Here is a 20,737-nt window from a genome sequence, read left to right on the forward strand (position 1 = left end):
GGGATATGCAAGGCAGGGGTGGACATGACTGAAATCGCTACAAACAGGGTCGACTGGCGCGCATTGTGGGCGAGCGGCGATCTGGCGCGATTCTGCTTCATCAGCCTGGGTATCCTGCTGCACGCGACCAATGAGACGATGGTGGCGACCGTCATGCCGGCCATGGTCGGTGAAATGGCCGGGGTACAGCTCGTCGGCTGGTCTCTGGCGGTCTATGAGCTCGGCGCCATCGTCGCTGGCGCCGCGGCCGGACGGCTGGTGAGCTACGTGGCGCTGCGCACCAACATGGTGGTCGCCGCCCTGCTCTATGCCACCGGGGCATTGATCTGCGCCACTTCGCCCTCCATGCAACTGTTCCTTGCCGGCCGCCTGGTCGAAGGGCTTGGCGGCGGCGCGCTGGTGTCGCTGGCCTACGTCTCGGTCGAGCGGCTGTTTTCGCGCGCCATCTGGCCGCAGCTTTTCGGCATCATGTCGGCGATCTGGGGTGTCGCCGCCTTCAGCGGCCCGCTGCTGGGGGCGGTCATGACCGAGCTTTTGTCATGGCGCTGGGCCTTCGGCGTCTTCACTTTCGGCGGCACGGCCATGGCGCTGGCCAGCTTCATCGTGCTCGACACCCCAGAGGCAACGCGACCCGTTCCCAGCGCCGCCAAGGTGCCGCCCTTCCCGTTTGCAGCCCTTGCCTGCCTCGCGGTCGCCGTGGTGCTGATCGCCTCGGCCGGCGTCGACATCGCGCCGCTGCGTTCCTCGCTGCTGATCGTGCTTGGCCTCGCCGGCCTGGCGCTGTTCTTCTTGATCGACGGGCTGAAGCCGCGCTCGCGGCTGTTCCCGTCGCGGCTGTTCTCGTGGCGCACGCCGGTTGGCGCCGGCATGACCATGGTTGCCGCCTTTTCGGTGGCGACCGTCTCCTTCGGCGTCTACGGGCCGCTGCTTTTAACCAGCCTGCACGACATTCCGCTTTTGACCACTGGCTACATCATCGCCGCCGAATCGATCGCCTGGTCGATCCTGTCGATCCTCGTCGCCAACGCCCCGCCGCGGCGCGAGCGGCTGATCATTGTCGTCGGCGCGCTGATGATCGCGGCGGGCATCGCCGGCTTCGCCTATACGATACCCCTTGGCTCGATCCCGCTGATCCTGGTCTGCGCCCTGTTGCAGGGCGGCGGCTTTGGCATTGCATGGCCGTTCCTGGCCCGCGTCATTGTCGCCTCCGCGCCCGACGACGAACAGACCATCGCCTCGGCCGCGGTGCCAACCATGCAGCGCATCGGCTATGCCGTGGGTGCCGCGCTTGCCGGCATCGTCGCCAATGCCAGCGGTTTCTCGCAAGGGCTGAACCACGACGCGGCTGCGAATGTCGCGAGTTGGCTGTTCCTTGCCTTCGTGCCACTTGGCCTTCTCGGCTGCCTGGCGGCCTTGCGGGCATCCGCGACTCCAAACCGGCCACTGGAAGCCATCGGCTGACGCAGGTTCAGTGGAGAGGTTGTCTCAGTCGACCCGCAGTCGATAGCCGACACCGGTCTCGGTGGTGATGTGGTGCGGCTGGTCGGGGGTCTTCTCGATCTTCTGCCTGAGCTGCCTGACATAGACCCTGAGATACTGGACGTCGGTCGAGTCGCCCCAGATCTGCTTCAAGATGAAATGGTGGGTCAGCACTTTGCCGGCATGCTGCACCAGGATGCGCAATATGTCGTATTCCTTCGGCGAGAGTTTTATCTCCTTGCCCTCGACCTTGACGATGCGCTTGACCAGGTCGACGCTGAGGTCACCGCTCTGGAAAACCGGCTTCTCGCCCTGCTGCTGGAACTTGTGCCGCAACGCCACGCGGATGCGCGCCACCAGCTCGTTCATGCCGAACGGCTTGGTGACATAGTCGTCGGCGCCGAGTTCGAGCGCGTTGACGATACCGGCCTCGTCGGTGCGGCTGGAGAGGATGACGACGGGAATGTCGAGGCCGTCGTCACGCCATTTGCGCAGCAGCTCATGGCCGCTCATACCGGGCAGGCCGAGATCAAGCAGCACCAGATCCGGCTTTTCCTCGTCCATCAGCTCGATCGCCGTCTTGGCGTTCGGCGCCTCGCTGACCGCATAGCCCTGGCTGCCGAGGCCGACCCGAAGCAGTTTGCGGATCGGTGGCTCGTCATCGACAACCAATATCCTGACATTCGCGTTCGTCATGCCAAATCACCCACATCATTGTCGTCCGTCGTGGTGACGCCGAGATCGGGCGGGTTCGTCGGCTTCGGCATCTTGATGGTGAAAACCGCGCCCGAACGGTCGGTTCGGTTTGCCGCCGTGATCGTGCCACCCATCGCATCGATAAAGCCGCGGCAGATAGACAGGCCGAGCCCGGTGCCGGCGCGAACCTGGTCGCCCTTGCGCACCCGGTAGAACGTGTCGAAAATCCGTTCCAGATCGCCGGGGGGGATGCCCGGCCCTTCATCCATGATCTGCAGGCTGACGGAACCATCGTCGGTCCAACCCTGCACGCGGATCGTCGAACCTGCCGGCGCGTATTTCGCTGCATTGTCGAGGAGATTGAACAGCGCCTGTTCGAACAGGACGGGATCGACTTTCAACATCGGCAGATTCGGGGGGATATCCACCTCCGTCTTGTGCTCGCCGATGATTTTCCTGGCCCTCTGCAGGGCGGAGCCGACGATATCGCCGACATAATGGTAAGCAAAATTCGGCTCCATCGCGCCGGACTCGATCTTGGTCATGTCGAGCAGGTTGGCGATGAAGCGGTTCAGCCGCTCGGATTCGTCAAGCACGGTCGTCAGCAGCTCCGCCCGGTCCTCTTCAGGAAGTGCCGGCGCGAATTCCCGCAGCGTGCCGGCCGCTCCCATGATGGCGGCGAGCGGTGTCTTCAGATCATGCGAAATGGAGGTCAGCAGCGCCGAGCGCAGCCTGTCCGCCTCGGCCAGGAGCTTGGCCCGGTCGACATCGGCGACCAGCTGGATGCGCTCGATGGCGACCGCTGCCTGGTCGGCCAGCGCGTCGAGCAGGCGCTGCTGCTCCGGCGTCAGCAGCGGGCCCTGCTTGTCATTGTCGAGGCCGACGACACCGATTGCCGTGCGCCCTGTGCGCAGCGGAAGATAGAGGCGCTTGGCGCCAGGCAGCGTGTCGGCGCCGCGCCCCGCGGCGCGGTTGTGCTCCCAGGCCCAGCGGGCGGCGGCGATGTCGGCCTCGGCCAGCGTGTCATCAGGCGGATAGCCGGCCTTGACGGTGATGGTGCCGTCTTCGGGCAAAAGCAGCACCACCCGCAGCTTCAGCATCGAGGCAATCTGGAAAGCGGTGGCCCAGAGAACGTCGTCGAGCGTGCCGGCACCGGCGAGCTTCTTGGAGAAGAGATAGATGTCCTCCGTCGCCCGTGCCCGTGAGCGGGCGGCGACTGCCTGGCGCTGCACGCGCACCGTCAGATTGCTGGCAATGACGGCGACAACCAGGAACACGCCGAGCGCGACGATGCTCTCAGGGTCCCGGATGGTCAGCGTGTAGCGCGGCTCCAAGAAGAAATAGTTGAAGGCAAGGGCGCTGACGAGGCAAGCGTACAGAGCCGGCCAGAGACCGCCGGTCACCGCCGACGCCAGGACCCCGATGAGGAAGATGATCGCGAGGTTGCGAACATCGAGAAACTGGTCGAGCAGGACGGCGAAGGCGAGCGAGCCGGCGACATAGGCGGTGGCCATGAGATAGGGCCAGATCTGGAATGGCGTCTGCTCGTCCGCTGTCCTGACGTTCCTCGACGGCGCCTCGGTGCTGCGCTCGGTTCCCGAAATGACATGGACGCTGATGTCGCCGGCGTTGCGGATCAGATCATAGGTCAGCGATCCCTCGATCAATTCGCGCCAGCGCGACCGGGTCGGCCGACCGACCACGATATGGGTGAAATTGTTCGCCGTCGCATAGCGCACGATGTCCTGCGCCACATTCTGACCCGGAATGGTCGTCACCTCGGCACCGAGCTGTTGGGCGAGGCGCAGATTGTTCGCGAGCCGGTCCTTGTCCTCCTCGGGCATGCTGGCCGAGCGAGGACTGTCGACATGCAGTGCCGTCCACGGGGCACGCAGCCGGTCGGCCAGCCTGCGCGCATAGCGGATACGGGCCGCGCCGCCCGGGCGCGCATCGAGGCAGACGAGAACCCTTTCCCCAGCCGCCCAGGGGCCCTGGATGGCATGAGACTGCATGTGATTGAGCAACTGCTCATCGACGCGCTGCGCGGTGCGGCGCAGCGCCAGTTCCCTGAGGGCCGTCAGGTTGCCGGGCGAAAAATAATTCTCGATGGCGCGCTGCGCGGTGTTGGGGAAGTAGACCTTGCCTTCCTCTAGCCGCTTGATCAGGTCGTCCGGGGTGAGATCGATGATCTCGACATCGTCGGCCTGGTCGATGATGGAATCTGGAACCGTCTCGCGGACCCTGACCTTGGTGATCTGGGCGACGACATCGTTCAGGCTTTCGACATGCTGGACGTTGAGCGTCGTGTAGACATCGATGCCTTGCGTCAGGATTTCCTGGACGTCGAGGTAGCGCTTGGGATGGCGGCTGCCGGGCGCGTTGGTGTGGGCGAGTTCGTCGACGAGGACCAGCGCCGGGCGCCGGGCAATGATGGCGTCGATATCCATCTCGTCGAGCATGCGCCCCTTGTAGTCGACCTTGCGGCGGGGAATGATCTCATAACCCTCGACCAAAGCCTGGGTTTCCTTGCGGCCATGCGTCTCGACGACGCCGATCACGACATCGACGCCATCAGCCAGCCTGGCGCGGCCCGACATCAGCATTTCGTAGGTCTTGCCGACACCGGGCGCCGCGCCAAGGAATATCCGCAGACGGCCGCGCCCTTCCCGCTCTGCATGCTCGAGCAGCGCGTCGGGGGAAGGCCTGTTTTCGTTGCTTCTGTCTTCCGGCATCAGAACCGATCATGAATGGCGCCGGGGATACTGTCGATCCCCGGCGCCCGCCATTCACTATTTCGCGGCGTCCAGCGCGATGTTGAGCGCCAGCACGTTGACCACCGGCTCTCCCATGAAGCCAAGCTCCCTGCCTTCGACCTGGCCGTCGACGAGCGCCTTGACCTTGGCTTCGTCGATGCCCCTGGCCTTGGCGACGCGCGGAACCTGGAAATAGGCGGCCTCCGGGCTGATCTGCGGATCGAGGCCGCTGCCCGACGTCGTCACCATGTCCATTGGCACCGGCGTGTTCGGATTCTCCGCCTTCAGCTTCTCGGCATCGCCCTTGATGCGGTCGATCAGCTTGGGGTTGGTCGGGCCGAGATTGGTACCGCCGGAGGCTGTAGCGTCATAACCATTGCCGGCGGCCGAAGGCCTGCCATGGAAATATTTGTCGCTGGCGAAGGCCTGGCCGATCAGCTCGGACCCGATGACGGTTTTGTCCTTCACGATCAGGCTGCCATTGGCCTGGTGCGGAAACAGCGCCTGGGCAATGCCGGTCATGCCGATCGGATAGATCAGGCCGGTCAGGACCGTGAAAAAGACGATCATGATGATCGCGGGTCTTATCTGGGTGAGCATGGACCTGTTCCTTAAGCGAGGCCGAGGGCGGTGACGATCATGTCGATCGCCTTGATGCCGACGAAGGGGACGATGATGCCGCCGAGGCCGTAGACCAGCAGGTTGCGGCTGAGCAGCGCGCCGGCGCCGATCGCACGATATTTGACGCCTTTCAGCGACAGCGGGATCAGCGCGATGATGATCAGCGCGTTGAAGATAATGGCGGACAGGATGGCGCTCTCCGGCGTCGCCAGATGCATGATGTTGAGCGCCTGCAGCGGGCCGGTGGTTTGTCCCGGCGCGACGTAGAAGACGGCGAACATGGCAGGGATGATAGCGAAGTACTTGGCCACGTCGTTGGCGATCGAGAAGGTCGTCAGCGAGCCGCGCGTCATCAGCAGGGCCTTGCCGATCTCGACGATCTCGATGAGCTTGGTCGGATCGCTGTCGAGATCGATCATGTTGCCGGCTTCGCGCGCGGCAACCGTGCCGGTGTTCATGGCGACGCCGACATCGGCTTGGGCAAGGGCGGGCGCATCGTTGGTGCCGTCGCCGCACATGGCGACCAGCTTGCCCTTGGCTTGTTCGTCGCGGATCAGCTTCAGCTTGTCCTCGGGCGTCGCCTGGGCGAGGAAGTCGTCAACGCCGGCTTCCGCCGCGATCGCGGCCGCCGTCAACGGATTGTCGCCGGTGATCATCACCGTGCGGATGCCCATGCGGCGCAGTTCCGTGAAGCGCTCGCTGATGCCGCCCTTGACGATGTCCTTGAGGTGGATGACGCCGAGCAGGCGCCCGTCACGCTCGACCGCCAGCGGCGTGCCGCCGGACTTGGCGATCTCGTCGGCGACCGCCTGGAGATCCTTGACGGACTCGCTGCTTGGGCGCGTGCCGTGGGCAGCGACCGTTGACTGATTGACATGGGCAAGAACGGAATCGACCGCGCCCTTGCGCACCGAAGAGCCGTCGACGTCGACGCCGCTCATGCGGGTCTGCGCGGTGAAGGGAACGAAGGTTGCATGCAGCGTTGCCATGTCACGGGCACGGATGCCGTATTTCTCCTTGGCCAGGACGACGATCGAGCGGCCTTCCGGCGTTTCGTCGGCGAGCGAGGCGAGCTGGGCCGCGTCAGCCAGTTCCTGTTCGGTGACGCCCTTGACCGGACGGAATTCGGTCGCCTGGCGGTTGCCGAGCGTGATCGTGCCGGTCTTGTCGAGCAGCAGCGTGTCGACGTCGCCGGCCGCCTCGACGGCACGGCCCGACATGGCCAGCACATTGAACCGCACCAGGCGGTCCATGCCGGCGATGCCGATCGCCGACAGCAGCGCGCCGATGGTGGTCGGGATCAGGGTGACGAACAGCGCGACCAGCACGGTGACCGAGATATAGCCGCCGGAATAGGAGGCAAAGCTCGGGATCGTCGCCGTGGCCAGCACGAAGATCAGCGTCATGCCGACCAGCAGGATATTGAGCGCGATCTCGTTCGGCGTCTTCTGGCGTTCCGCGCCTTCGACCAGCGAGATCATGCGGTCGAGGAAGGTGTGACCGGAGGCCGCGGTAATGCGCAAGCGGATCCAATCGGACAGCACCTGCGTACCGCCGGTGACGGCCGAGCGGTCGCCGCCGGATTCGCGGATGACGGGGGCCGATTCACCTGTTATCGCGGCCTCGTTAACCGAGGCGACGCCTTCGATCACTTCGCCGTCCGACGGGATGATGTCTCCGGCTTCGACGAGCACGATGTCACCAACCTTCAGGCTGGTGCCGGGAACCAGCTTGAACTTGGTCCTGTCCTCGCCGGCCAGAAGCTTGGCCTGGGTCTCGGTGCGCGCCTTGCGCAGCGAGTCGGCCTGGGCCTTGCCGCGGCCTTCAGCGACCGCCTCGGCGAAATTGGCGAACAGCACGGTGAACCACAGCCAGATGATGATCTGCAGCGTGAATTTGAAATCGCCACCGCCGGTGATCAGGTCTCTGACGAACAGAACTGTGGTCAGCGCCGAGACGACGGCGACGACGAACATCACCGGGTTCTTGATAAGAGTGCGTGGGTTCAATTTCTTGAAGGCGCCGCCGATGGCGGGCCACAAGATGCGGGAATCCATGATAACCGCGGATTTGGACTGGCTCATTTGTTGGCTCCAGTATCGATGTTGTTGGCAGGCACCGATCGATCGGATGCCGAAGGAAGATGCGGCGGCCCATAGACCAGCAGCCAGATCACGATCATGACTGCCGCGATGCCGAGGAAGGTGGACACGGTCGGGAAAGGAGGGGGGATTGTCTCCCCCTCCCTGTCGGTCCGATGCTCAACGTTGCGTCGCATGTTTTTGAACCAGGACATGATTTTGACCCAAGACGGGGCGCTCTCAGAAGGTCTGCCCATGGATGGAGGCCAGGTGCTCGACGATCGGGCCGATCGCCAGCGCCGGGAAGAAGGTCAGGCCGACGACGATCAGGATCACGCCGACCAGCAGGCCGACGAACAGCGGACCGTCGGTCGGGAAGGTACCGGCGGAGGCGGGCACCGTCTTCTTCGTCGCCAGCGAGCCGGCGATGGCAAGCGCTGGAATGATGACGAAGAAGCGACCCATCCACATGGTGATACCGAGCGTGATGTTGTACCAGGGCGTGTTGCCGGAAAGGCCGCCAAAGGCCGAGCCGTTGTTCGCGGCCGCCGAAGTGTAGGCATAGAGAACTTCGGAGAAGCCGTGCGGACCGCCATTGGCCATCGAGGCCACGGCGCTTGGCAGCACGACCGCGATGGCTGTGAAGGTCAGCATCGCCAGCGGCAGGCAGAGGATGGCGAGCATCGCCATCTTGACCTCCTTGGCCTCGATCTTCTTGCTGAGATATTCGGGCGTACGTCCGACCATCAGCCCGGCGACGAAGACGGCGACGACGATGAACATCAGGATGCCGTAGAAGCCTGCGCCAACGCCGCCGACGATGACTTCGCCGAGCTGCATGTTGACCATCGGGATCAGACCGCCAAGCGCGGTGAACGAGTCATGCATGGCGTTGACAGCGCCGCAGGATGCGGCCGTGGTGATGACCGCGAACAATGCCGACAGGGCGATGCCGAAGCGGCTCTCCTTGCCTTCCATGTTGCCGCCGTCGATGCCGAGCGCATGGACAAGCGGATTGCCCGAGGCTTCCGCCCAGTAACAGATGGCGACGCCGGCGATGAACAGCACGCCCATCGATGCCAGGATCGCCCAGCCCTGGCGCTGGTTGCCGACCATGCGACCGAAGACGTTGGTCAGCGCCGCACCGAGCGCGAAGATCGTAACCATCTGGATGAAGTTGGAGATCGCATCGGGGTTTTCGAAAGGATGCGCGGCATTGGCGTTGAAGAAGCCGCCGCCATTGGTACCGAGCATCTTGATGGCGACCTGCGAAGCGACCGGGCCGAGAGCGATGGTCTGCTTGGCGCCTTCGAGCGTGGTGGCGTCGACATAGGGCCCGAGCGTCTGCGGCATGCCCAGCCAGACATAGACAAGGGTGAGCACAATGCTGAGCGGCAGCAGGATGTAGAGCGTGCAGCGGGTCATATCGACCCAGAAATTGCCGATCGACTTGACCGAATGCCGGGCGAAGCCACGGATCAGCGCCACCGCGATGGCGATGCCGACCGCCGCCGACATGAAGTTCTGCACGGTCAGGCCGGCCATCTGCACGAGGTAGGACATCGTGCTTTCGCCGCCGTAATTCTGCCAGTTGGTATTGGTCACGAAACTGACGGCGGTGTTGAAGGAAAGGGTCTGCTCAACGGCGGGCACGCCTGCCGGATTGTAGGGCAGGACGCCTTGCAGGCGCTGCAAGGCATAAAGCGCCAGGAAGCTGGCCAGGCTGAAGAACATGATGCCTGCCGCATAAGCGGTCCAGTGCTGTTCCTCGCGCTCGCTGGTTCCCGAAATGCGGTAAAGGGCCCGTTCGACGGGCCCAAGGATTGGCGAGAGAAATGTGCGATCGCCGTTGAAAACGCGGTACATATAGCCGCCGAGCGGCTTCACCAGCAAAACGACGACCACGCAGTAGGCGAGGATTTGTATCCATCCGTTGAGTGTCATTGGAGTAGCTTTCCGTGCCTGGCTTCGGTTGTCGTCAGAAGCGTTCTGGGCGAACGAGGGCGTATGTCAGATAGGCGAGCAGGAACAGGGTCACACCGCCACCGAGGATATAGTCGAGAAGCATGTTGCGATCCTCCGGTTCAAAGAATGTCGCAGACCTTGATGTAGGCGATGGAGAGAGCGAAAAACAAAATCTCTAACCCGATAACGACGATATCCATCGTGCGTATTCCTTATCTTCGTTTTATTTGCGCTTTGCATTGCAGGACTGCAGTTCGCAGACCGAAATCCATATGGAACCACTCCGTTACGATAGATCATCGTAACCGAGCTGCGTGTTCCCTGGAGAATATGGACCCGATCGCCATAAAGGTTCGAGACGGCGCGGACAGAAAAGAAATAGGAATTTTATAAAGATTTTGCCGGTCCGCTCCTGGTGGTCGTTCATTGGCCGAACCACCGGAACAAATCCTTCGATGCGAGATTGTCGACCTGAGGGACCACCTGAAGGAGATGACGATGGCAAAACAGAAAATGCTCGACGACCTGTTTCATGACACGCTGAAGGACATTTATTTCGCCGAAAAGAAGATATTGGCGACGCTACCGAAAATGGCCAAGGCCGCGCAAAGCGCCGAGCTGAAGGCCGCCTTCGAAAAACACCGCACCGAAACCGAAGGCCACGTCGCCAGGCTGGAGAAGGTTTTTGGCGTCATCGGCAAGAAGCCGGTTGGCAAGACTTGTGCCGCCATCATGGGCATCACCGAGGAAGGTGCCGAGATCATGGAGGAGTACAAGGGATCCCCTGCCCTTGATGCCGGCCTGCTCGCCGCCGCGCAAGCGGTCGAACACTACGAGATCTCACGCTATGGCACGCTGCGGACGTGGGCTGGCGAGCTCGGCCTCAACGAAGCCGTGACGCTTCTCGAAGCGACGCTGAAGGAAGAAAAGGCTACCGACCAGGCGCTGACCACGATCGCGGAGTCGGCGGTCAATGTCGCGGCTGAAGCAGCCTAGGATTTCCCGCACATGATCAGAGGGCCGCGTTCAGAATGACCTAACGCGGCTCTCGCATCATGCTCAGATAGGTCGGATCGAACTCGGCGATTTCCTGCAGCCGGTGCCAGTCCAAAATGGTCACCGTGTGGTTTGCCCAGCTGACGACACCAACCTTGCGCAAGGCGCCGATGACCCGGTTCATGTGCACCACCGAAAGCCCGAGTACATCGGCCATCTCCGCTTGCGACAGCGGCAGATGGAAGCTCATGCCGTTGGTGCGCTGCACCACCTGCAGTCGCACGAAAAGCTCGCAGACGAGATGGGCCAGATGTGAGGTCTTGGAGCGCCGTCCCATGGCGACGATCCATTCGCGGTGGATGGCGCCGTCGACCAGCGTGTCCAGCCAAAGCAGCCGGGTCAGATGCGGCGCCTGCTCGGTCATCGTCCGAAGCCGGCCGTGATCGGCGAACATGACATGACAGGGCGACAAGGCGACGATGCCGTGATCCATAGTCTTCAAAAGAAAGGCATGGAGATCGACGAAGTCGCCGGGCACCTGCAGTGAGGTGAACTGCCGGCCGCCATCCTCCAGCACCTTGTAGCGCGCCGCCAGTCCGTCGAGAATCAATGTCGAGTAGGTCGGCCGCGATCCCGAAGCGACAATGTCCTGGCCGGTGGCGAAATGCCGCTCGAAGGTCATGGCGCCGGCCAGCAGCGCCTTCTCGGCGTCGGACAGCGCGTCGTGCTGGCCGAGATTCAGATAAAGGGATTCAAGCACCGCAACCTCCGGCGAAAGGGCTTCAGGGGCCGACGCCCAAGTGTTTCTGTCGGAAGCAAGGCGGCTTTGCATGAACTAGGCCCTTGGCTGCTCATGGGCATTAACATTTGTTGGACCCGCTTGTTCCACGGCAAATGCCACCATTGGTGGAACAACTGCCCGGCCCGCGAATTGTCGGTTGAATATCTCGCCATTTCATCCGTTTGAGGTCCAGCCCATCATGCCTCGATATTTTCTTGACCTCTACAATGGCGACGGTCTGACGGTCGATGATGACGGCCAGGTCTTCGAAACGCGCGAACGCATGCGGCGCGAAGCGATCCGCATCCTGCCCGACATCGTCCGCGACGAGATCATCGAAAACGACCACACCGCGATCACCGTCAAGGTACGCGACGAGGACGGGCGCCAGATCTTCGAAGCATCGCTCGTCGTGTCTTCGGGGTGGTGCGACTGACGATTCACTACGGGCATCGCGGATAAGATTTCCGAACCATCATTTGTAATAGCCGGCCTTGCTCCCCCGCTGCATCCTGCGCGGCGGTAGGAAGGCCAAAGCGGGCGCTGGTGAAAAACCGGCGCGACAAAAGATGGAGTGAAGGCCATGACCCGCGCGAAAGTCGATACGCATCGGGACGAACGCGCCAAGCGTGAATCGCAGATCGTGATTGATGCCGAGCGCAAGGCCCGCGAAGAAAAGACGGCGAGGCTGAGAGCCCTGCGCCTCGCCGCGCAGCCAAGCGATGAGACCGGGCCGGCGAACTCCAACAAGGAGGGCGGGAACCAACGTCCGACAAATCGAACCATCACGCAAAGCGGATGATCAGCCGATCAACGTGATCAGCCTTGGCTGGAACGTTGGGCATTTCGCAGGTGGGAGAAAAATGAAAGCCCGGCTCGGGAGAGCCAGGTCAGTTTTCCGTGGTGGCCGCTGGAGAGTTGGCCGCCACTATGGGAGATGGCATCAATTCTCAGGCGGCGTAGCCGCCGTAGCCACGGGCAACGGCGTGGACGCCGACGGCCGGCTCAAGGTCCGGCCACAGTATGCCCGAAGCCTGCGCGAATTCGGCCAGCGCCTGGCGCGCTTGCTCTGTCGTGACGTAGCCCGGAATAGCGAGATCACATGCCTTCACCGCATTGCGGTAGAGCGGACCACGCCGCGCGGTCGTCCAATTGGTCAGGAAATCGTGCATTTCGGCCAGCGAGGCAATCTCGCGCTTGAAGCCCAGGCCGACGGTGAGTGCGACCGGTGAATGAAACAGCTTGTCGTGCATGAAGCAGGCTCCTGATTAGCGCAGCGCCAGGAGAGATATCCGGGCTGGTCCACGGACGGGACGCCGTGAAACGCGCGGTGGGCCAGGAGGTTCCAGTCGGACGCTTTTATTCCTGCTATCGGCTATTCCCGACTACATCAAATGCCCGGTCCACCAGCCATGGCTGCTACTGACGCGGATCAGCAGCATTCCGATGCCGGAGACCATCGCCGCCCAGTCGAGCGGCGTGCCGACTTTCCAGCGATAGTCGGCGGGAGCCGCGCCCATAAGCGCCTTGCGGGCGTTGTAGAGGCCGAAGAGCAGGCCCAGATTGATGACGATGTCGAGCCAGGCGACAGCGCGGCTTGCATATTCACCACCGGTGCCCGGCGACGGGTATATTGTCCTGGCTGGACTGGCTTCCGGCCCAATCCTCTTGAACCAGATCCCGGTCATCCTTGCTGGTCTACACGCTGGGTTCGTTTGTGGCATCGCTCGGGCGTTTTCTTACCCTCCAGGTAAAGACTGACGTGGCAGCGTAGTTCCAAACGGCGCCTAGCAGGATACCGGCCAGACCTGCCGACCACCATCTATAGTGGTTGTTCGCGAACAGGTAGTTTGCAATGCCCACGTTTGCGAATGCACCTATGGAGCATACGAGCATAAAACTGAACAAGCCAAATATCACCGCCTTGACACCCCGCAAGCGTCTATCACGATAGGTTAGCGTGTTGTTTACAAAGAAATTGAATACCATCGCGGTGACTGTGGCGATGCCTTGAGCGACGACAAAATCGGCAAGGCCTGTGGCGAGAAGCACCGACAACACAATCATATGAACGAAAACGCCGAGGCCGCCTATCAGGGAAAAAGATATGAAGCGCGCTGGAACGATATGGCCGACCAGTTTGTCGGCCAGCAGCATCAGGTATTCCCATGTAACCAATGCATCCAACTTGCTCTCGCCAGCTTGCCTCGTCCGAAACTGGTAAGCGACCTCCCGGATTCTCAGCGGAGATTTTGAAGAAGCGCAGATATCCAACAGGATTTTGTAGCCTTGACCTGACAAATCCCTGACCGAATTATCGAAAGCAGATCTCGTAATAGCGAAGAAGCCGCTCATCGGGTCACTGAGATCGTTTTTGGTCACCATCTTGGCTAGCCATGTTGCAAGGGCACTAATTTGCACACGGCGCCTACCCCAAGAGCCAAGACCTCCACCTTCGATATACCTTGATCCAACCACAAGGTCGGCGGTTTTATTTTCGAGAAATGAAAGCATTTCCGGTATAATGCTCTCGTCATGTTGGAGATCGGCATCTATTACTACCATTAATGGAGCGGTCGTGCTGAGCATACCTTCGGTGACGGCAGTAGAAAGCCCACGCCTGCCGATGCGATGAATGAGTCGAATTCCGGGGACTGAGGCGGCCAATTTTGCAACTTCAGTTCTCGTTCCATCAAAGGAGTCGTCGTCTACAAAAACGATCTCGTGGTCTTTTCCCCTGAGCGCAATTCCAATAGCCGCAGCGATCTTGGAAACATTCGCGCATTCATTGAATGTCGGAATGATTACTGAAACCATTGGGGCAAAATGCGACTTCGCATTTTGATTGTCTCGGACATCGATGTTCAAAATCACTCCCGGCTATTTGAGCTTGGTCCCGCAGGGGTACCATGAAGGAAACTCACCAACGAAGAAGGGGGTCTGATTCCACGATCGTCAACTTTCCGCCGGCGACGAGTTGGGCGATGGCATCGGGAGGAAGACGGCCGGCGATAATCTGTTGGTGGGTATAGAAGGGATCAACGATGAAAGGTTTTCCCGACCTGTAGTTAGCCAGCGTGCTGGAACAAGTTGTGTCGCCGGGGGTGTTTTTGAGACGGGCGACCGTGGCGGACATTGCGGCTTCGCGCGCGGCTATTTCCGCGTGAAAGCCGTTGTCCATCAATAACTGCACGGGTTCCAGCCGTGCTGACGCCAGCAGGCGAAGACAGATGGCGATCAGAAGGATGAATTGCAGCTTCTCCGGTGACCAGCGCCGGGCGAGCGGCAAAAGCGGCGCTTGCGCGAATGCGAGGCCAGTGGCAATGGACACGCCGAAAACCAGTTCGAATTGCGCGTTATAGGCCACGCCATCGCCGGTTTTCTGGACAAAGAACATCACGAGGCCGAGCGTGTTCAAGAGATTGCAGAACCGGATATTGGGATCGGCCCTGCGCGTAATACCCACGTAAACCCAGGCCGCCAGGCCCACGGCAATCCATTGTAGATGCCCGATCGCGCCGAGGGCGTGTTTTAACATATAGGCGCGCGGCGACCTCAAATTGCTGAAAAAGTCTGGGCCGAAGGCGAGGTAACAAAAAGCAAATCCCAAGACGATGGCGAATGCCGCCAGCAGCGACGATTTCACGAACTGTCTCGGCCGATTGATGCCTAGCCAGATCATCGCCGTCAACGGCATCACCACGATGTTGTGTTTGATGAACCCCGCGCCCACCATCAGAAGGATGGGCAGGGCATAGCCGCGATCCTGCGACCTGGCCTGAAGGAAGGCAACGAAGCCAACCGTCATGACCGCTTGCGCCAGCAAATGCGGATCATCCATCCCGACATAGCGGTAAAAAAACGGCACATGGTGGCGCCAAAAAACAGCGCGCCGACGCTTGCGGAGGTGGCGTCGCCGCCCAGCAGGCGGACGGCGCGGAAAACGCCCAAGGCGATCACCAGGACGGCTGCGAGCGACAGCAACCGCCCGGCCAGAACAGGGTCGCCGATCAATCGTCCCAGGCCGCCGACGATATAAAAGGAAAGCGGCGGATAATTATTGGCGATCAGCTGATGGGCAGAAGCATAGAGCGGCATCCGCCCCATCGCCGCGTCGGCATAGTAAGCATTCCAGCCCTCGTTGGTATCGATCTCGATATTTAAAAACGCCCGATAAACTGGCCACAAGGCTGCCAGCGCAGTCAGCAAGGCGAGGCAGCCGATCATGATGGAGACTCGGCGGGTGACGAAACTCCCGACGGCCGGGTTCATGGTTGAATTCATTTGGTACCAGGTCCGAATCCGATTTTGCGGATGGAGCGGGTGAATCCACCGTCCGCAACAAGGATCGTCTCGGTGCTTTGACCGACACGCCACGGTTACGCATTTCCCACCCGGCCCCTGAGGTGGCACGCGCCACCCCGCCACTTTCCGCAGCCTGACGGTTACGCTACGTGACGCGGAGCTTCGGCTCAATCATCGAGTTCTAATAAAGCTGGGCTGTATCCAATTGGATACAATGTTAAATGACATCGTCGGCTCGTCGAGATCCAGTCTGGCCCCCTGACGACTTCGTCAATTCCGCTGTCGTGCAACCGGTTGAATGGCGGAGAGAGCGGGATTCGAACCCGCGTTACGGTCTCCCGTAAACACACTTTCCAGGCGTGCGCCTTCAACCACTCGGCCACCTCTCCGTCCTTGCATGGCGCGCTAGCCGGTTTCGCCGCGCGGGTTGGGGAGATGCATCTCCGTGGGGATTCGATGCGGAATGCCCGCACCATGGATGCCGCCCAACCAGCAGACATCCTTCCCCGGCACCTGAGCCGTCGAAGCAACAGGCGCGGGGCTCATCTAGTCGATCCCGCGCCGAATGCCAAGCCATAACGGCAGTCTATTCGCTTTGCCGGCGAGACAGCGTTTCGCGAGGCCGCCGTCGCACCCGTTTTCGAGGTGCCACCGCCCCGAATGGTGTGCACAGGCAAGGCCGCAAGGCGGGCCATGCTTGACTTCGCCGCCGGCCGCCTGTCGAGTGATAAAGAGGCTTTGCGGGGGCATCGTCCGGATATGACATCCAGCAGTGAACAACCAGGCAGTGGAATCCCGGGGGGACAGGCGCCGATCGGGCGTCTTGGCGGCGACTTGTCTTACGTCCCGGTGGGCTGGCTCATCTTCGTCATGGCGTGGTCGGTCTATGGCCTCGCGTCGGCCTGGTGGCTGGTCGGAAATTCCGGCCTGCCGGACAAGATCCTCTATTTCCTGCTGGGCGGGCTCATCGCCGATGTCGTCATCATCCTTTGGGGGCTTTACCTGCTCGGCCTTGCCTTTGGCCGCTCAGGGCGCTTCCCCCGCCATTTCACCATTTGGCAGATCGCCCTCATCGTCTGGGTGCTGGCAAGGCAGGCCTATGTGCTTGCTGTGCCCGATTTCGTCTTCTCCGCCAGGGGCCTCGGCATTGCCGCCATCGAGATCGGCGTCGGCCTGCTTTGCATCTACCTGCTGCGCCACGGCTCCGGCGCCGAGACCGTTTATGCGAAACCGGAAACCGAAGCGCCGCCGATCCTGGTTTCCATTGCCGCCGCCTTGCTCGGCATCGTCCTGGGTGCCGCCGTCGGCGCCGTGGGCGGCTTCCTGGCCGGTTCGGTGATCGCCGATGTCGCGCAGGTCAGCTGCTTCGAAGGCGGTTGCGGCTATTTCGCCGCTTTCTTCGGCCTGGGCGGGCTGGTGGTCGGCGCCATTGTCGGTGGCATCCTCGCCGTCTGGCTGGTTCACCGGCGCAAGCGCAAACCGGTGGCATAGGGAGACCTTCAAATTCGCGTATCGCGGTTGCGGGCAGGCGCTGCGCACTCTATTTCTCGCTGGTGCCGGAGATGATTTCTCGCTGGTGCCGGAGATGCCTGAAAAACGTATGGGATCGACCGGGGGAGAGCTTGATGTTTCGCTTCGTTTTCCGTCTTGCCGCCATGGTCGCGCTGTCGGTTTCCGTCATCATGGCGGTGCTTGACACGACGCGCACCGTAGCGGCCTCAGCCCTCGTTCTGACCCCGCTCAACGCCAGCTGGCTGGCCGTCTCGCCGGACACGCGGGCGGCTTTCGAAACCTTCGTCCGCGCCAAGGCCAGTCCGCTGGTGTGGGATGGCGCCATCGCCTGGGTGCTCAACCAGCCGGGCTTTGCCGTATTCGCGGTGCTCGCCTTCCTGCTTTACGCCATCGGCTACCGCCGGCAGCGGCGCACCAACCAATTCGCCACCAACTGACCTATTTCTTGAGTGCACCCCAGGGAAGGAAGGCCGCGCATGTTCTTTCTCAGCGACATGCTGAACAGGAAGCTCCATCTGCCGAAGCCGTCCGAGGCGCTGCCGGGCCGCGCCAAGACGGTTCCGACTGCATCAAAGCACCATGTCCTGAAACGGCCGCTGAAAGGCCCCTACCCCGATGGGCTTGAGACGGCAATGTTCGGGCTCGGCTGTTTCTGGGGCGCCGAGCGGCTATTCTGGCAGATCGAAGGCGTCTGGGTCACGGCCGTCGGCTATGCCGGCGGCATCACGCCCAATCCGACCTATCAGGAAACCTGCACCGGCCTCACCGGCCATGCCGAAGTGGTGCTGGTCGTCTTCGACCCCAAGACGATCTCCTATGCCGAGCTTCTGCGGGTGTTCTGGGAAAGCCATGACCCGACGCAAGGCATGCGCCAGGGCAATGATGTCGGCACCACCTACCGCTCCGCGATCTACACGCTTGGCGATGCACAATTCCAGGCGGCGAGCGCCTCGCGCGCTGCCTACGAAGCCTCGCTCCGCGGTGCCGGCCATGGCAGGATCACCACCGAGATCGCGCCGGCGCCCGCCTTCTACTTCGCCGAGGCCGATCATCAGCAATATCTGGCGAAGAACCCTTACGGCTATTGCAACCTCAAGGGCACGGGCATCGCCTGCGCCATGCCGGCCGCCACCGCCTGATCGCTTCCGCGCAAGCTTTGGCCTGCGGTGCAGCTCGCCCGTGGCATGCTTTTCCAAAAGGTCAAAATTCCGCGTGAATTTTGTTTCGGGCCGTGCCAGATTGCCCAGGAGCGGGAGGGGAATACACTCCTGGCTGACGTCGCGTGGCTGCCGGTGAACCGGGCAGCCAGGCGGTGCGTAACGGAAAAAATAACCGACAGGGTGTGGATCACATGAAACGTATCGTTCTCGGCCTCCTGGCCGCAACCGCAATGGTTCTTCCGGCTTTCGCCGCGGATGTCCAGCCGGCCATCCTCTATGATCTGGGCGGCAAGTTCGACAAATCCTTCAACGAGGCTGCCTTCCATGGCGCCGAGAAATTCAAGACCGAGACCGGCACGCCCTATGTCGAGTTCGAAGTGTCCAACGCTTCGCAACGCGAGCAGGCGCTGCGCCGCTTCGCCGAGGACGGCCGCAACCCGATCGTCATGGCCGGCTTTGCCTGGGAAGATGCGCTGAAAGCGGTGGCGAAAGATTATCCCGACCTCAACTTCGCCATCATCGACGATGCCGTCGATATGCCCAATGTCCGCTCGCTGGTGTTCAAGGAAAATGAGGGCTCCTATCTCGTCGGCATCATGGCGGCGATGGCTTCGAAGTCCAAGAAGGTCGCTTTCATCGGCGGCATGGACATCCCGCTGATCCGCAAGTTCGAATGCGGCTATGTCGGCGGCGCCAAGTCGGCCGGTGCGACAGACGTCATCCAGAACATGACCGGCGACACGCCGGCAGCGTGGAATGATCCGGCCAAGGGCGGCGAGATCGCCAAGACGCAGATCGACCAGGGCGCCGACGTGGTCTATGCGGCTGCCGGCGGCACCGGCGTCGGCGTGCTGCAGGCGACGGCGGATGCCGGCAAACTCGGCATCGGTGTCGATTCCAACCAGAACGGCCTGCAGCCCGGCAAGGTGCTGACCTCGATGATGAAGCGCGTCGACGTTGCCGTCTACACCACCTTCATGGATGGCAAGAACGGTACCTTCAAGGGCGGCCTGCAAAACCTCGGCCTCAAGGAAGGCGGCGTCGACTACGCCATGGACGACAACAACAAGGCGTTGGTGACTCCTGAGATGAAGGCGGCGGTCGAGAAGGCCAAGGCCGATATCATCTCCGGCAAGATCCAGGTGCACGACTACACGGCCGACAACGCCTGCCCTTATTGATCGGCAGACACCAATTTTTCGGACCGCCGGGCCTTGTCCCGGCGGTTTTGTTTTTGGAAGAAGTCTGACGACCGAGGCAATAGTGACGCCGATCATAGAACCCATGACCGGAAGCGACGTTGACGCCGTGGCACGACTGCGCGTTGCCGCCTTTTTCGAGGGCAGCGCAAGGACGCCGGACGAAGACGCCGCCGGGCTCCGCCTGCTGTTGGCCGGCGACGGCTTCGAGAAAGCGCTTGTGGCCCGAATCGGCGATGTACCCGTCGGGACATGCCTGCTGGTTCGCCACGAATTGGAACCCGCGCACAAGCTGACGCCGTGGCTGGCCGGCCTGGTCGTTGATCACCATCACCGCAACAAGGGGATCGGCCGCGCGCTGGTCGCGGCCATCGAAGCGCACGCCGCCTCGATCGGTGTGGAGAAGCTCTACCTCTACACGTGGCAAGCGCGCGATTTTTATGCCGGGCTCGGTTGGGCGGTCGCCGAGCCGTTCGAGCAGGACGGCCACCCAATGCTGCTGATGTCGCGCGAACTCCGGCTATAACCGGCCCACGAGATAGCCGAGCGCGAAGACAGCGATCAGCACCATGGCGATGACCACGCCGCGCCGGCCGCCAAGCGAATGCACGCCGACGCCGTAAGGCCGGCGGCCCAGGCTGCGGATCACCGGCGTTGGTTTCGCCCCGTCCTGGCCAATCACACGCATCTGCGGCAGTTCGGCGATGCGTTGCGAGATCAGCCGCCAGCGATTATCGTCGCCGGAACGTTCAGCGCGGTCGAAGGCATGCATGCGTTCCGCAAGCCGCACCACCGCGTCGCGGAAGGCAGGGTCGATCTCCAGGTCGCGTTCGGCCCGTTCGCGTTCCTTGTCGTTCATCAGGCCGAGCACATAGTCGCCAGCCCTTGCGATGCGGTCGCTTTCACCGGCCATGGTTTGCGCCCTCCCGTTTTTCCTCAATAATGCGGCGGCTTGGTCACAGGCACGTCGGCTGAAGACTGCTCCTCCAGCGCCAGGAAGCGGTCGGTCAGCGCGTCGAGCTTGCGCTGCATGCGTTCGATCACCGTCCACTGCTCGGCGATCTGCCCTGACAGCTCCTCGATGGTGTTTTCCTGCTCGGCGGCGCGGATTTCCAGCGTCGTCAGCCGGTCGGCGGGCATGGTCATTGGCAATCCCTGGCTTTCATCAAGATGCCGATTTCGGCTCTGT

General features: G+C 61.9%; 24 protein-coding genes and 1 tRNA gene. 9 read left to right on the forward strand and 16 right to left on the reverse strand.

The genetic code is table 11. The features are described from left to right. Positions 1-24: 24 nt before the first annotated feature. Positions 25-1,461 (forward strand): MFS transporter, encoded by a 1,437-nt coding sequence (locus A3A9_RS0118795; protein ID WP_027060153.1) that lies wholly within the window; start codon positions 25-27, stop codon positions 1,459-1,461. Positions 1,462-1,485: 24 nt separating this feature from the next. Here the strand turns inward: A3A9_RS0118795 and A3A9_RS0118800 are convergent, their stop codons facing one another. The 7 genes from A3A9_RS0118800 to kdpF are packed head-to-tail and all read right to left on the reverse strand — an operon-like array spanning position 1,486 to position 9,698. After that, positions 1,486-2,175, reverse strand: coding sequence for a response regulator transcription factor (locus A3A9_RS0118800; protein ID WP_027060154.1), 690 nt, complete (start codon positions 2,173-2,175; stop codon positions 1,486-1,488). Next, the gene (locus A3A9_RS0118805) at positions 2,172-4,907 is read right to left on the reverse strand and encodes a sensor histidine kinase (protein ID WP_027060155.1); all 2,736 of its coding nucleotides are present in this window, start codon (positions 4,905-4,907) and stop codon (positions 2,172-2,174) included. Before A3A9_RS0118805 ends, A3A9_RS0118800 begins: the two co-directional genes overlap by 4 nt. 57 nt (positions 4,908-4,964) lie before the next feature. After that, positions 4,965-5,528 (reverse strand): potassium-transporting ATPase subunit KdpC, encoded by a 564-nt coding sequence (gene kdpC / locus A3A9_RS0118810; RefSeq protein WP_027060156.1) that lies wholly within the window; start codon positions 5,526-5,528, stop codon positions 4,965-4,967. Between the two features lie 11 nt (positions 5,529-5,539). Next, complete coding sequence (kdpB, locus tag A3A9_RS0118815) at positions 5,540-7,633, reverse strand: potassium-transporting ATPase subunit KdpB (RefSeq protein ID WP_027060157.1); 2,094 nt, start codon at positions 7,631-7,633, stop codon at positions 5,540-5,542. Further along, positions 7,630-7,845 carry a hypothetical protein gene (locus A3A9_RS0118820; protein WP_027060158.1) on the reverse strand — a complete coding sequence of 72 codons (216 nt, stop codon included), beginning with the start codon at positions 7,843-7,845 and terminating at the stop codon, positions 7,630-7,632. Before A3A9_RS0118820 ends, kdpB begins: the two co-directional genes overlap by 4 nt. A gap of 25 nt (positions 7,846-7,870) precedes the next feature. Then, positions 7,871-9,574, reverse strand: coding sequence for a potassium-transporting ATPase subunit KdpA (gene kdpA, locus A3A9_RS0118825; protein WP_027060159.1), 1,704 nt, complete (start codon positions 9,572-9,574; stop codon positions 7,871-7,873). A 34-nt stretch (positions 9,575-9,608) separates the two neighbouring features. Then, positions 9,609-9,698 carry a K(+)-transporting ATPase subunit F gene (kdpF, locus tag A3A9_RS39095; RefSeq protein WP_032918612.1) on the reverse strand — a complete coding sequence of 30 codons (90 nt, stop codon included), beginning with the start codon at positions 9,696-9,698 and terminating at the stop codon, positions 9,609-9,611. Positions 9,699-10,093: 395 nt separating this feature from the next. Here kdpF and A3A9_RS0118835 point away from each other — a divergent pair, with 395 nt between their 5' ends. Next, complete coding sequence (locus A3A9_RS0118835; protein ID WP_027043200.1) at positions 10,094-10,591, forward strand: ferritin-like domain-containing protein; 498 nt, start codon at positions 10,094-10,096, stop codon at positions 10,589-10,591. Between the two features lie 40 nt (positions 10,592-10,631). Here the strand turns inward: A3A9_RS0118835 and A3A9_RS0118840 are convergent, their stop codons facing one another. Continuing rightward, on the reverse strand, positions 10,632-11,351 hold the full coding sequence (locus A3A9_RS0118840; protein WP_027060160.1) for a Crp/Fnr family transcriptional regulator: 720 nt from the start codon (positions 11,349-11,351) through the stop codon (positions 10,632-10,634). A gap of 220 nt (positions 11,352-11,571) precedes the next feature. On the opposite strand from A3A9_RS0118840, the gene A3A9_RS0118845 reads away from it, so the two are divergent. Next, positions 11,572-11,808, forward strand: a complete 237-nt coding sequence (locus A3A9_RS0118845; protein WP_027030977.1) for a DUF6894 family protein — start codon at positions 11,572-11,574, stop codon at positions 11,806-11,808. Positions 11,809-11,955: 147 nt separating this feature from the next. Next, positions 11,956-12,174, forward strand: coding sequence for a hypothetical protein (locus tag A3A9_RS45240; RefSeq protein ID WP_152536134.1), 219 nt, complete (start codon positions 11,956-11,958; stop codon positions 12,172-12,174). 148 nt (positions 12,175-12,322) lie between these two features. Here the strand turns inward: A3A9_RS45240 and A3A9_RS0118855 are convergent, their stop codons facing one another. From A3A9_RS0118855 to A3A9_RS0118880, 6 genes are all read right to left on the reverse strand, one after another. Next, positions 12,323-12,625, reverse strand: a complete 303-nt coding sequence (locus tag A3A9_RS0118855; protein ID WP_027060161.1) for a DUF982 domain-containing protein — start codon at positions 12,623-12,625, stop codon at positions 12,323-12,325. Between the two features lie 132 nt (positions 12,626-12,757). Beyond that, a complete protein-coding gene (locus A3A9_RS0118860; protein ID WP_027060162.1) occupies positions 12,758-13,060 on the reverse strand; it encodes a hypothetical protein in 303 nt (100 codons plus the stop codon). Between the two features lie 10 nt (positions 13,061-13,070). Beyond that, positions 13,071-14,246 carry a glycosyltransferase gene (locus tag A3A9_RS39105; RefSeq protein ID WP_430515889.1) on the reverse strand — a complete coding sequence of 392 codons (1,176 nt, stop codon included), beginning with the start codon at positions 14,244-14,246 and terminating at the stop codon, positions 13,071-13,073. Between the two features lie 46 nt (positions 14,247-14,292). Then, the gene (locus A3A9_RS0118870; protein ID WP_152536135.1) at positions 14,293-15,240 is read right to left on the reverse strand and encodes a hypothetical protein; all 948 of its coding nucleotides are present in this window, start codon (positions 15,238-15,240) and stop codon (positions 14,293-14,295) included. Beyond that, positions 15,177-15,644, reverse strand: a complete 468-nt coding sequence (locus A3A9_RS0118875; RefSeq protein ID WP_152536136.1) for a hypothetical protein — start codon at positions 15,642-15,644, stop codon at positions 15,177-15,179. The genes A3A9_RS0118870 and A3A9_RS0118875 overlap by 64 nt, the downstream gene beginning before the upstream one ends. 332 nt (positions 15,645-15,976) lie before the next feature. After that, positions 15,977-16,066: transfer RNA gene (locus tag A3A9_RS0118880), tRNA-Ser, on the reverse strand. Between the two features lie 445 nt (positions 16,067-16,511). On the opposite strand from A3A9_RS0118880, the gene A3A9_RS0118885 reads away from it, so the two are divergent. The 5 genes from A3A9_RS0118885 (at position 16,512) to A3A9_RS0118910 (ending at position 20,074) form a co-directional block, all read left to right on the forward strand. Then, positions 16,512-17,168, forward strand: a complete 657-nt coding sequence (locus A3A9_RS0118885; protein WP_245279074.1) for a hypothetical protein — start codon at positions 16,512-16,514, stop codon at positions 17,166-17,168. 134 nt (positions 17,169-17,302) lie between these two features. Then, positions 17,303-17,626, forward strand: coding sequence for a hypothetical protein (locus tag A3A9_RS44855; RefSeq protein ID WP_027060166.1), 324 nt, complete (start codon positions 17,303-17,305; stop codon positions 17,624-17,626). Between the two features lie 39 nt (positions 17,627-17,665). After that, positions 17,666-18,328, forward strand: coding sequence for a peptide-methionine (S)-S-oxide reductase MsrA (msrA, locus tag A3A9_RS0118895; RefSeq protein WP_027060167.1), 663 nt, complete (start codon positions 17,666-17,668; stop codon positions 18,326-18,328). 212 nt (positions 18,329-18,540) lie between these two features. Then, positions 18,541-19,530: a BMP family lipoprotein gene (locus A3A9_RS0118905; protein ID WP_027060168.1), complete on the forward strand. Its 990-nt coding sequence runs from the start codon at positions 18,541-18,543 to the stop codon at positions 19,528-19,530. A 103-nt stretch (positions 19,531-19,633) separates the two neighbouring features. Beyond that, positions 19,634-20,074: a GNAT family N-acetyltransferase gene (locus A3A9_RS0118910; protein WP_245279075.1), complete on the forward strand. Its 441-nt coding sequence runs from the start codon at positions 19,634-19,636 to the stop codon at positions 20,072-20,074. Here the strand turns inward: A3A9_RS0118910 and A3A9_RS0118915 are convergent. Both A3A9_RS0118915 and A3A9_RS0118920 read right to left on the reverse strand, forming a co-directional pair. Continuing rightward, positions 20,069-20,461, reverse strand: coding sequence for a hypothetical protein (locus A3A9_RS0118915; protein WP_027060170.1), 393 nt, complete (start codon positions 20,459-20,461; stop codon positions 20,069-20,071). The genes A3A9_RS0118910 and A3A9_RS0118915 overlap by 6 nt on opposite strands. Positions 20,462-20,484: 23 nt before the next feature. After that, positions 20,485-20,694: a SlyX family protein gene (locus A3A9_RS0118920; RefSeq protein ID WP_027060171.1), complete on the reverse strand. Its 210-nt coding sequence runs from the start codon at positions 20,692-20,694 to the stop codon at positions 20,485-20,487. Positions 20,695-20,737 lie beyond the last annotated feature (43 nt).

The organism is Mesorhizobium loti CJ3sym (genome assembly GCF_000472785.1).
Lineage (GTDB): Bacteria > Pseudomonadota > Alphaproteobacteria > Rhizobiales > Rhizobiaceae > Mesorhizobium > Mesorhizobium loti_E.

What these genes read in the sequence shown, in the direction of transcription:
- A3A9_RS0118795 (WP_027060153.1), top strand. Translation starts at nt 25, where the DNA reads ATGACTGAAATCGCTACAAACAGGGTCGACTGGCGCGCATTGTGGGCG.
- A3A9_RS0118800 (WP_027060154.1), bottom strand. Translation starts at nt 2,175, where the DNA reads ATGACGAACGCGAATGTCAGGATATTGGTTGTCGATGACGAGCCACCG.
- A3A9_RS0118805 (WP_027060155.1), bottom strand. Translation starts at nt 4,907, where the DNA reads ATGCCGGAAGACAGAAGCAACGAAAACAGGCCTTCCCCCGACGCGCTG.
- kdpC (WP_027060156.1), bottom strand. Translation starts at nt 5,528, where the DNA reads ATGCTCACCCAGATAAGACCCGCGATCATCATGATCGTCTTTTTCACG.
- kdpB (WP_027060157.1), bottom strand. Translation starts at nt 7,633, where the DNA reads ATGAGCCAGTCCAAATCCGCGGTTATCATGGATTCCCGCATCTTGTGG.
- A3A9_RS0118820 (WP_027060158.1), bottom strand. Translation starts at nt 7,845, where the DNA reads ATGTCCTGGTTCAAAAACATGCGACGCAACGTTGAGCATCGGACCGAC.
- kdpA (WP_027060159.1), bottom strand. Translation starts at nt 9,574, where the DNA reads ATGACACTCAACGGATGGATACAAATCCTCGCCTACTGCGTGGTCGTC.
- kdpF (WP_032918612.1), bottom strand. Translation starts at nt 9,698, where the DNA reads ATGCTTCTCGACTATATCCTCGGTGGCGGTGTGACCCTGTTCCTGCTC.
- A3A9_RS0118835 (WP_027043200.1), top strand. Translation starts at nt 10,094, where the DNA reads ATGGCAAAACAGAAAATGCTCGACGACCTGTTTCATGACACGCTGAAG.
- A3A9_RS0118845 (WP_027030977.1), top strand. Translation starts at nt 11,572, where the DNA reads ATGCCTCGATATTTTCTTGACCTCTACAATGGCGACGGTCTGACGGTC.
- A3A9_RS45240 (WP_152536134.1), top strand. Translation starts at nt 11,956, where the DNA reads ATGACCCGCGCGAAAGTCGATACGCATCGGGACGAACGCGCCAAGCGT.
- A3A9_RS0118855 (WP_027060161.1), bottom strand. Translation starts at nt 12,625, where the DNA reads ATGCACGACAAGCTGTTTCATTCACCGGTCGCACTCACCGTCGGCCTG.
- A3A9_RS0118860 (WP_027060162.1), bottom strand. Translation starts at nt 13,060, where the DNA reads ATGACCGGGATCTGGTTCAAGAGGATTGGGCCGGAAGCCAGTCCAGCC.
- A3A9_RS0118875 (WP_152536136.1), bottom strand. Translation starts at nt 15,644, where the DNA reads ATGAACCCGGCCGTCGGGAGTTTCGTCACCCGCCGAGTCTCCATCATG.
- A3A9_RS44855 (WP_027060166.1), top strand. Translation starts at nt 17,303, where the DNA reads ATGTTTCGCTTCGTTTTCCGTCTTGCCGCCATGGTCGCGCTGTCGGTT.
- msrA (WP_027060167.1), top strand. Translation starts at nt 17,666, where the DNA reads ATGTTCTTTCTCAGCGACATGCTGAACAGGAAGCTCCATCTGCCGAAG.
- A3A9_RS0118905 (WP_027060168.1), top strand. Translation starts at nt 18,541, where the DNA reads ATGAAACGTATCGTTCTCGGCCTCCTGGCCGCAACCGCAATGGTTCTT.
- A3A9_RS0118910 (WP_245279075.1), top strand. Translation starts at nt 19,634, where the DNA reads ATGACCGGAAGCGACGTTGACGCCGTGGCACGACTGCGCGTTGCCGCC.
- A3A9_RS0118915 (WP_027060170.1), bottom strand. Translation starts at nt 20,461, where the DNA reads ATGGCCGGTGAAAGCGACCGCATCGCAAGGGCTGGCGACTATGTGCTC.
- A3A9_RS0118920 (WP_027060171.1), bottom strand. Translation starts at nt 20,694, where the DNA reads ATGACCATGCCCGCCGACCGGCTGACGACGCTGGAAATCCGCGCCGCC.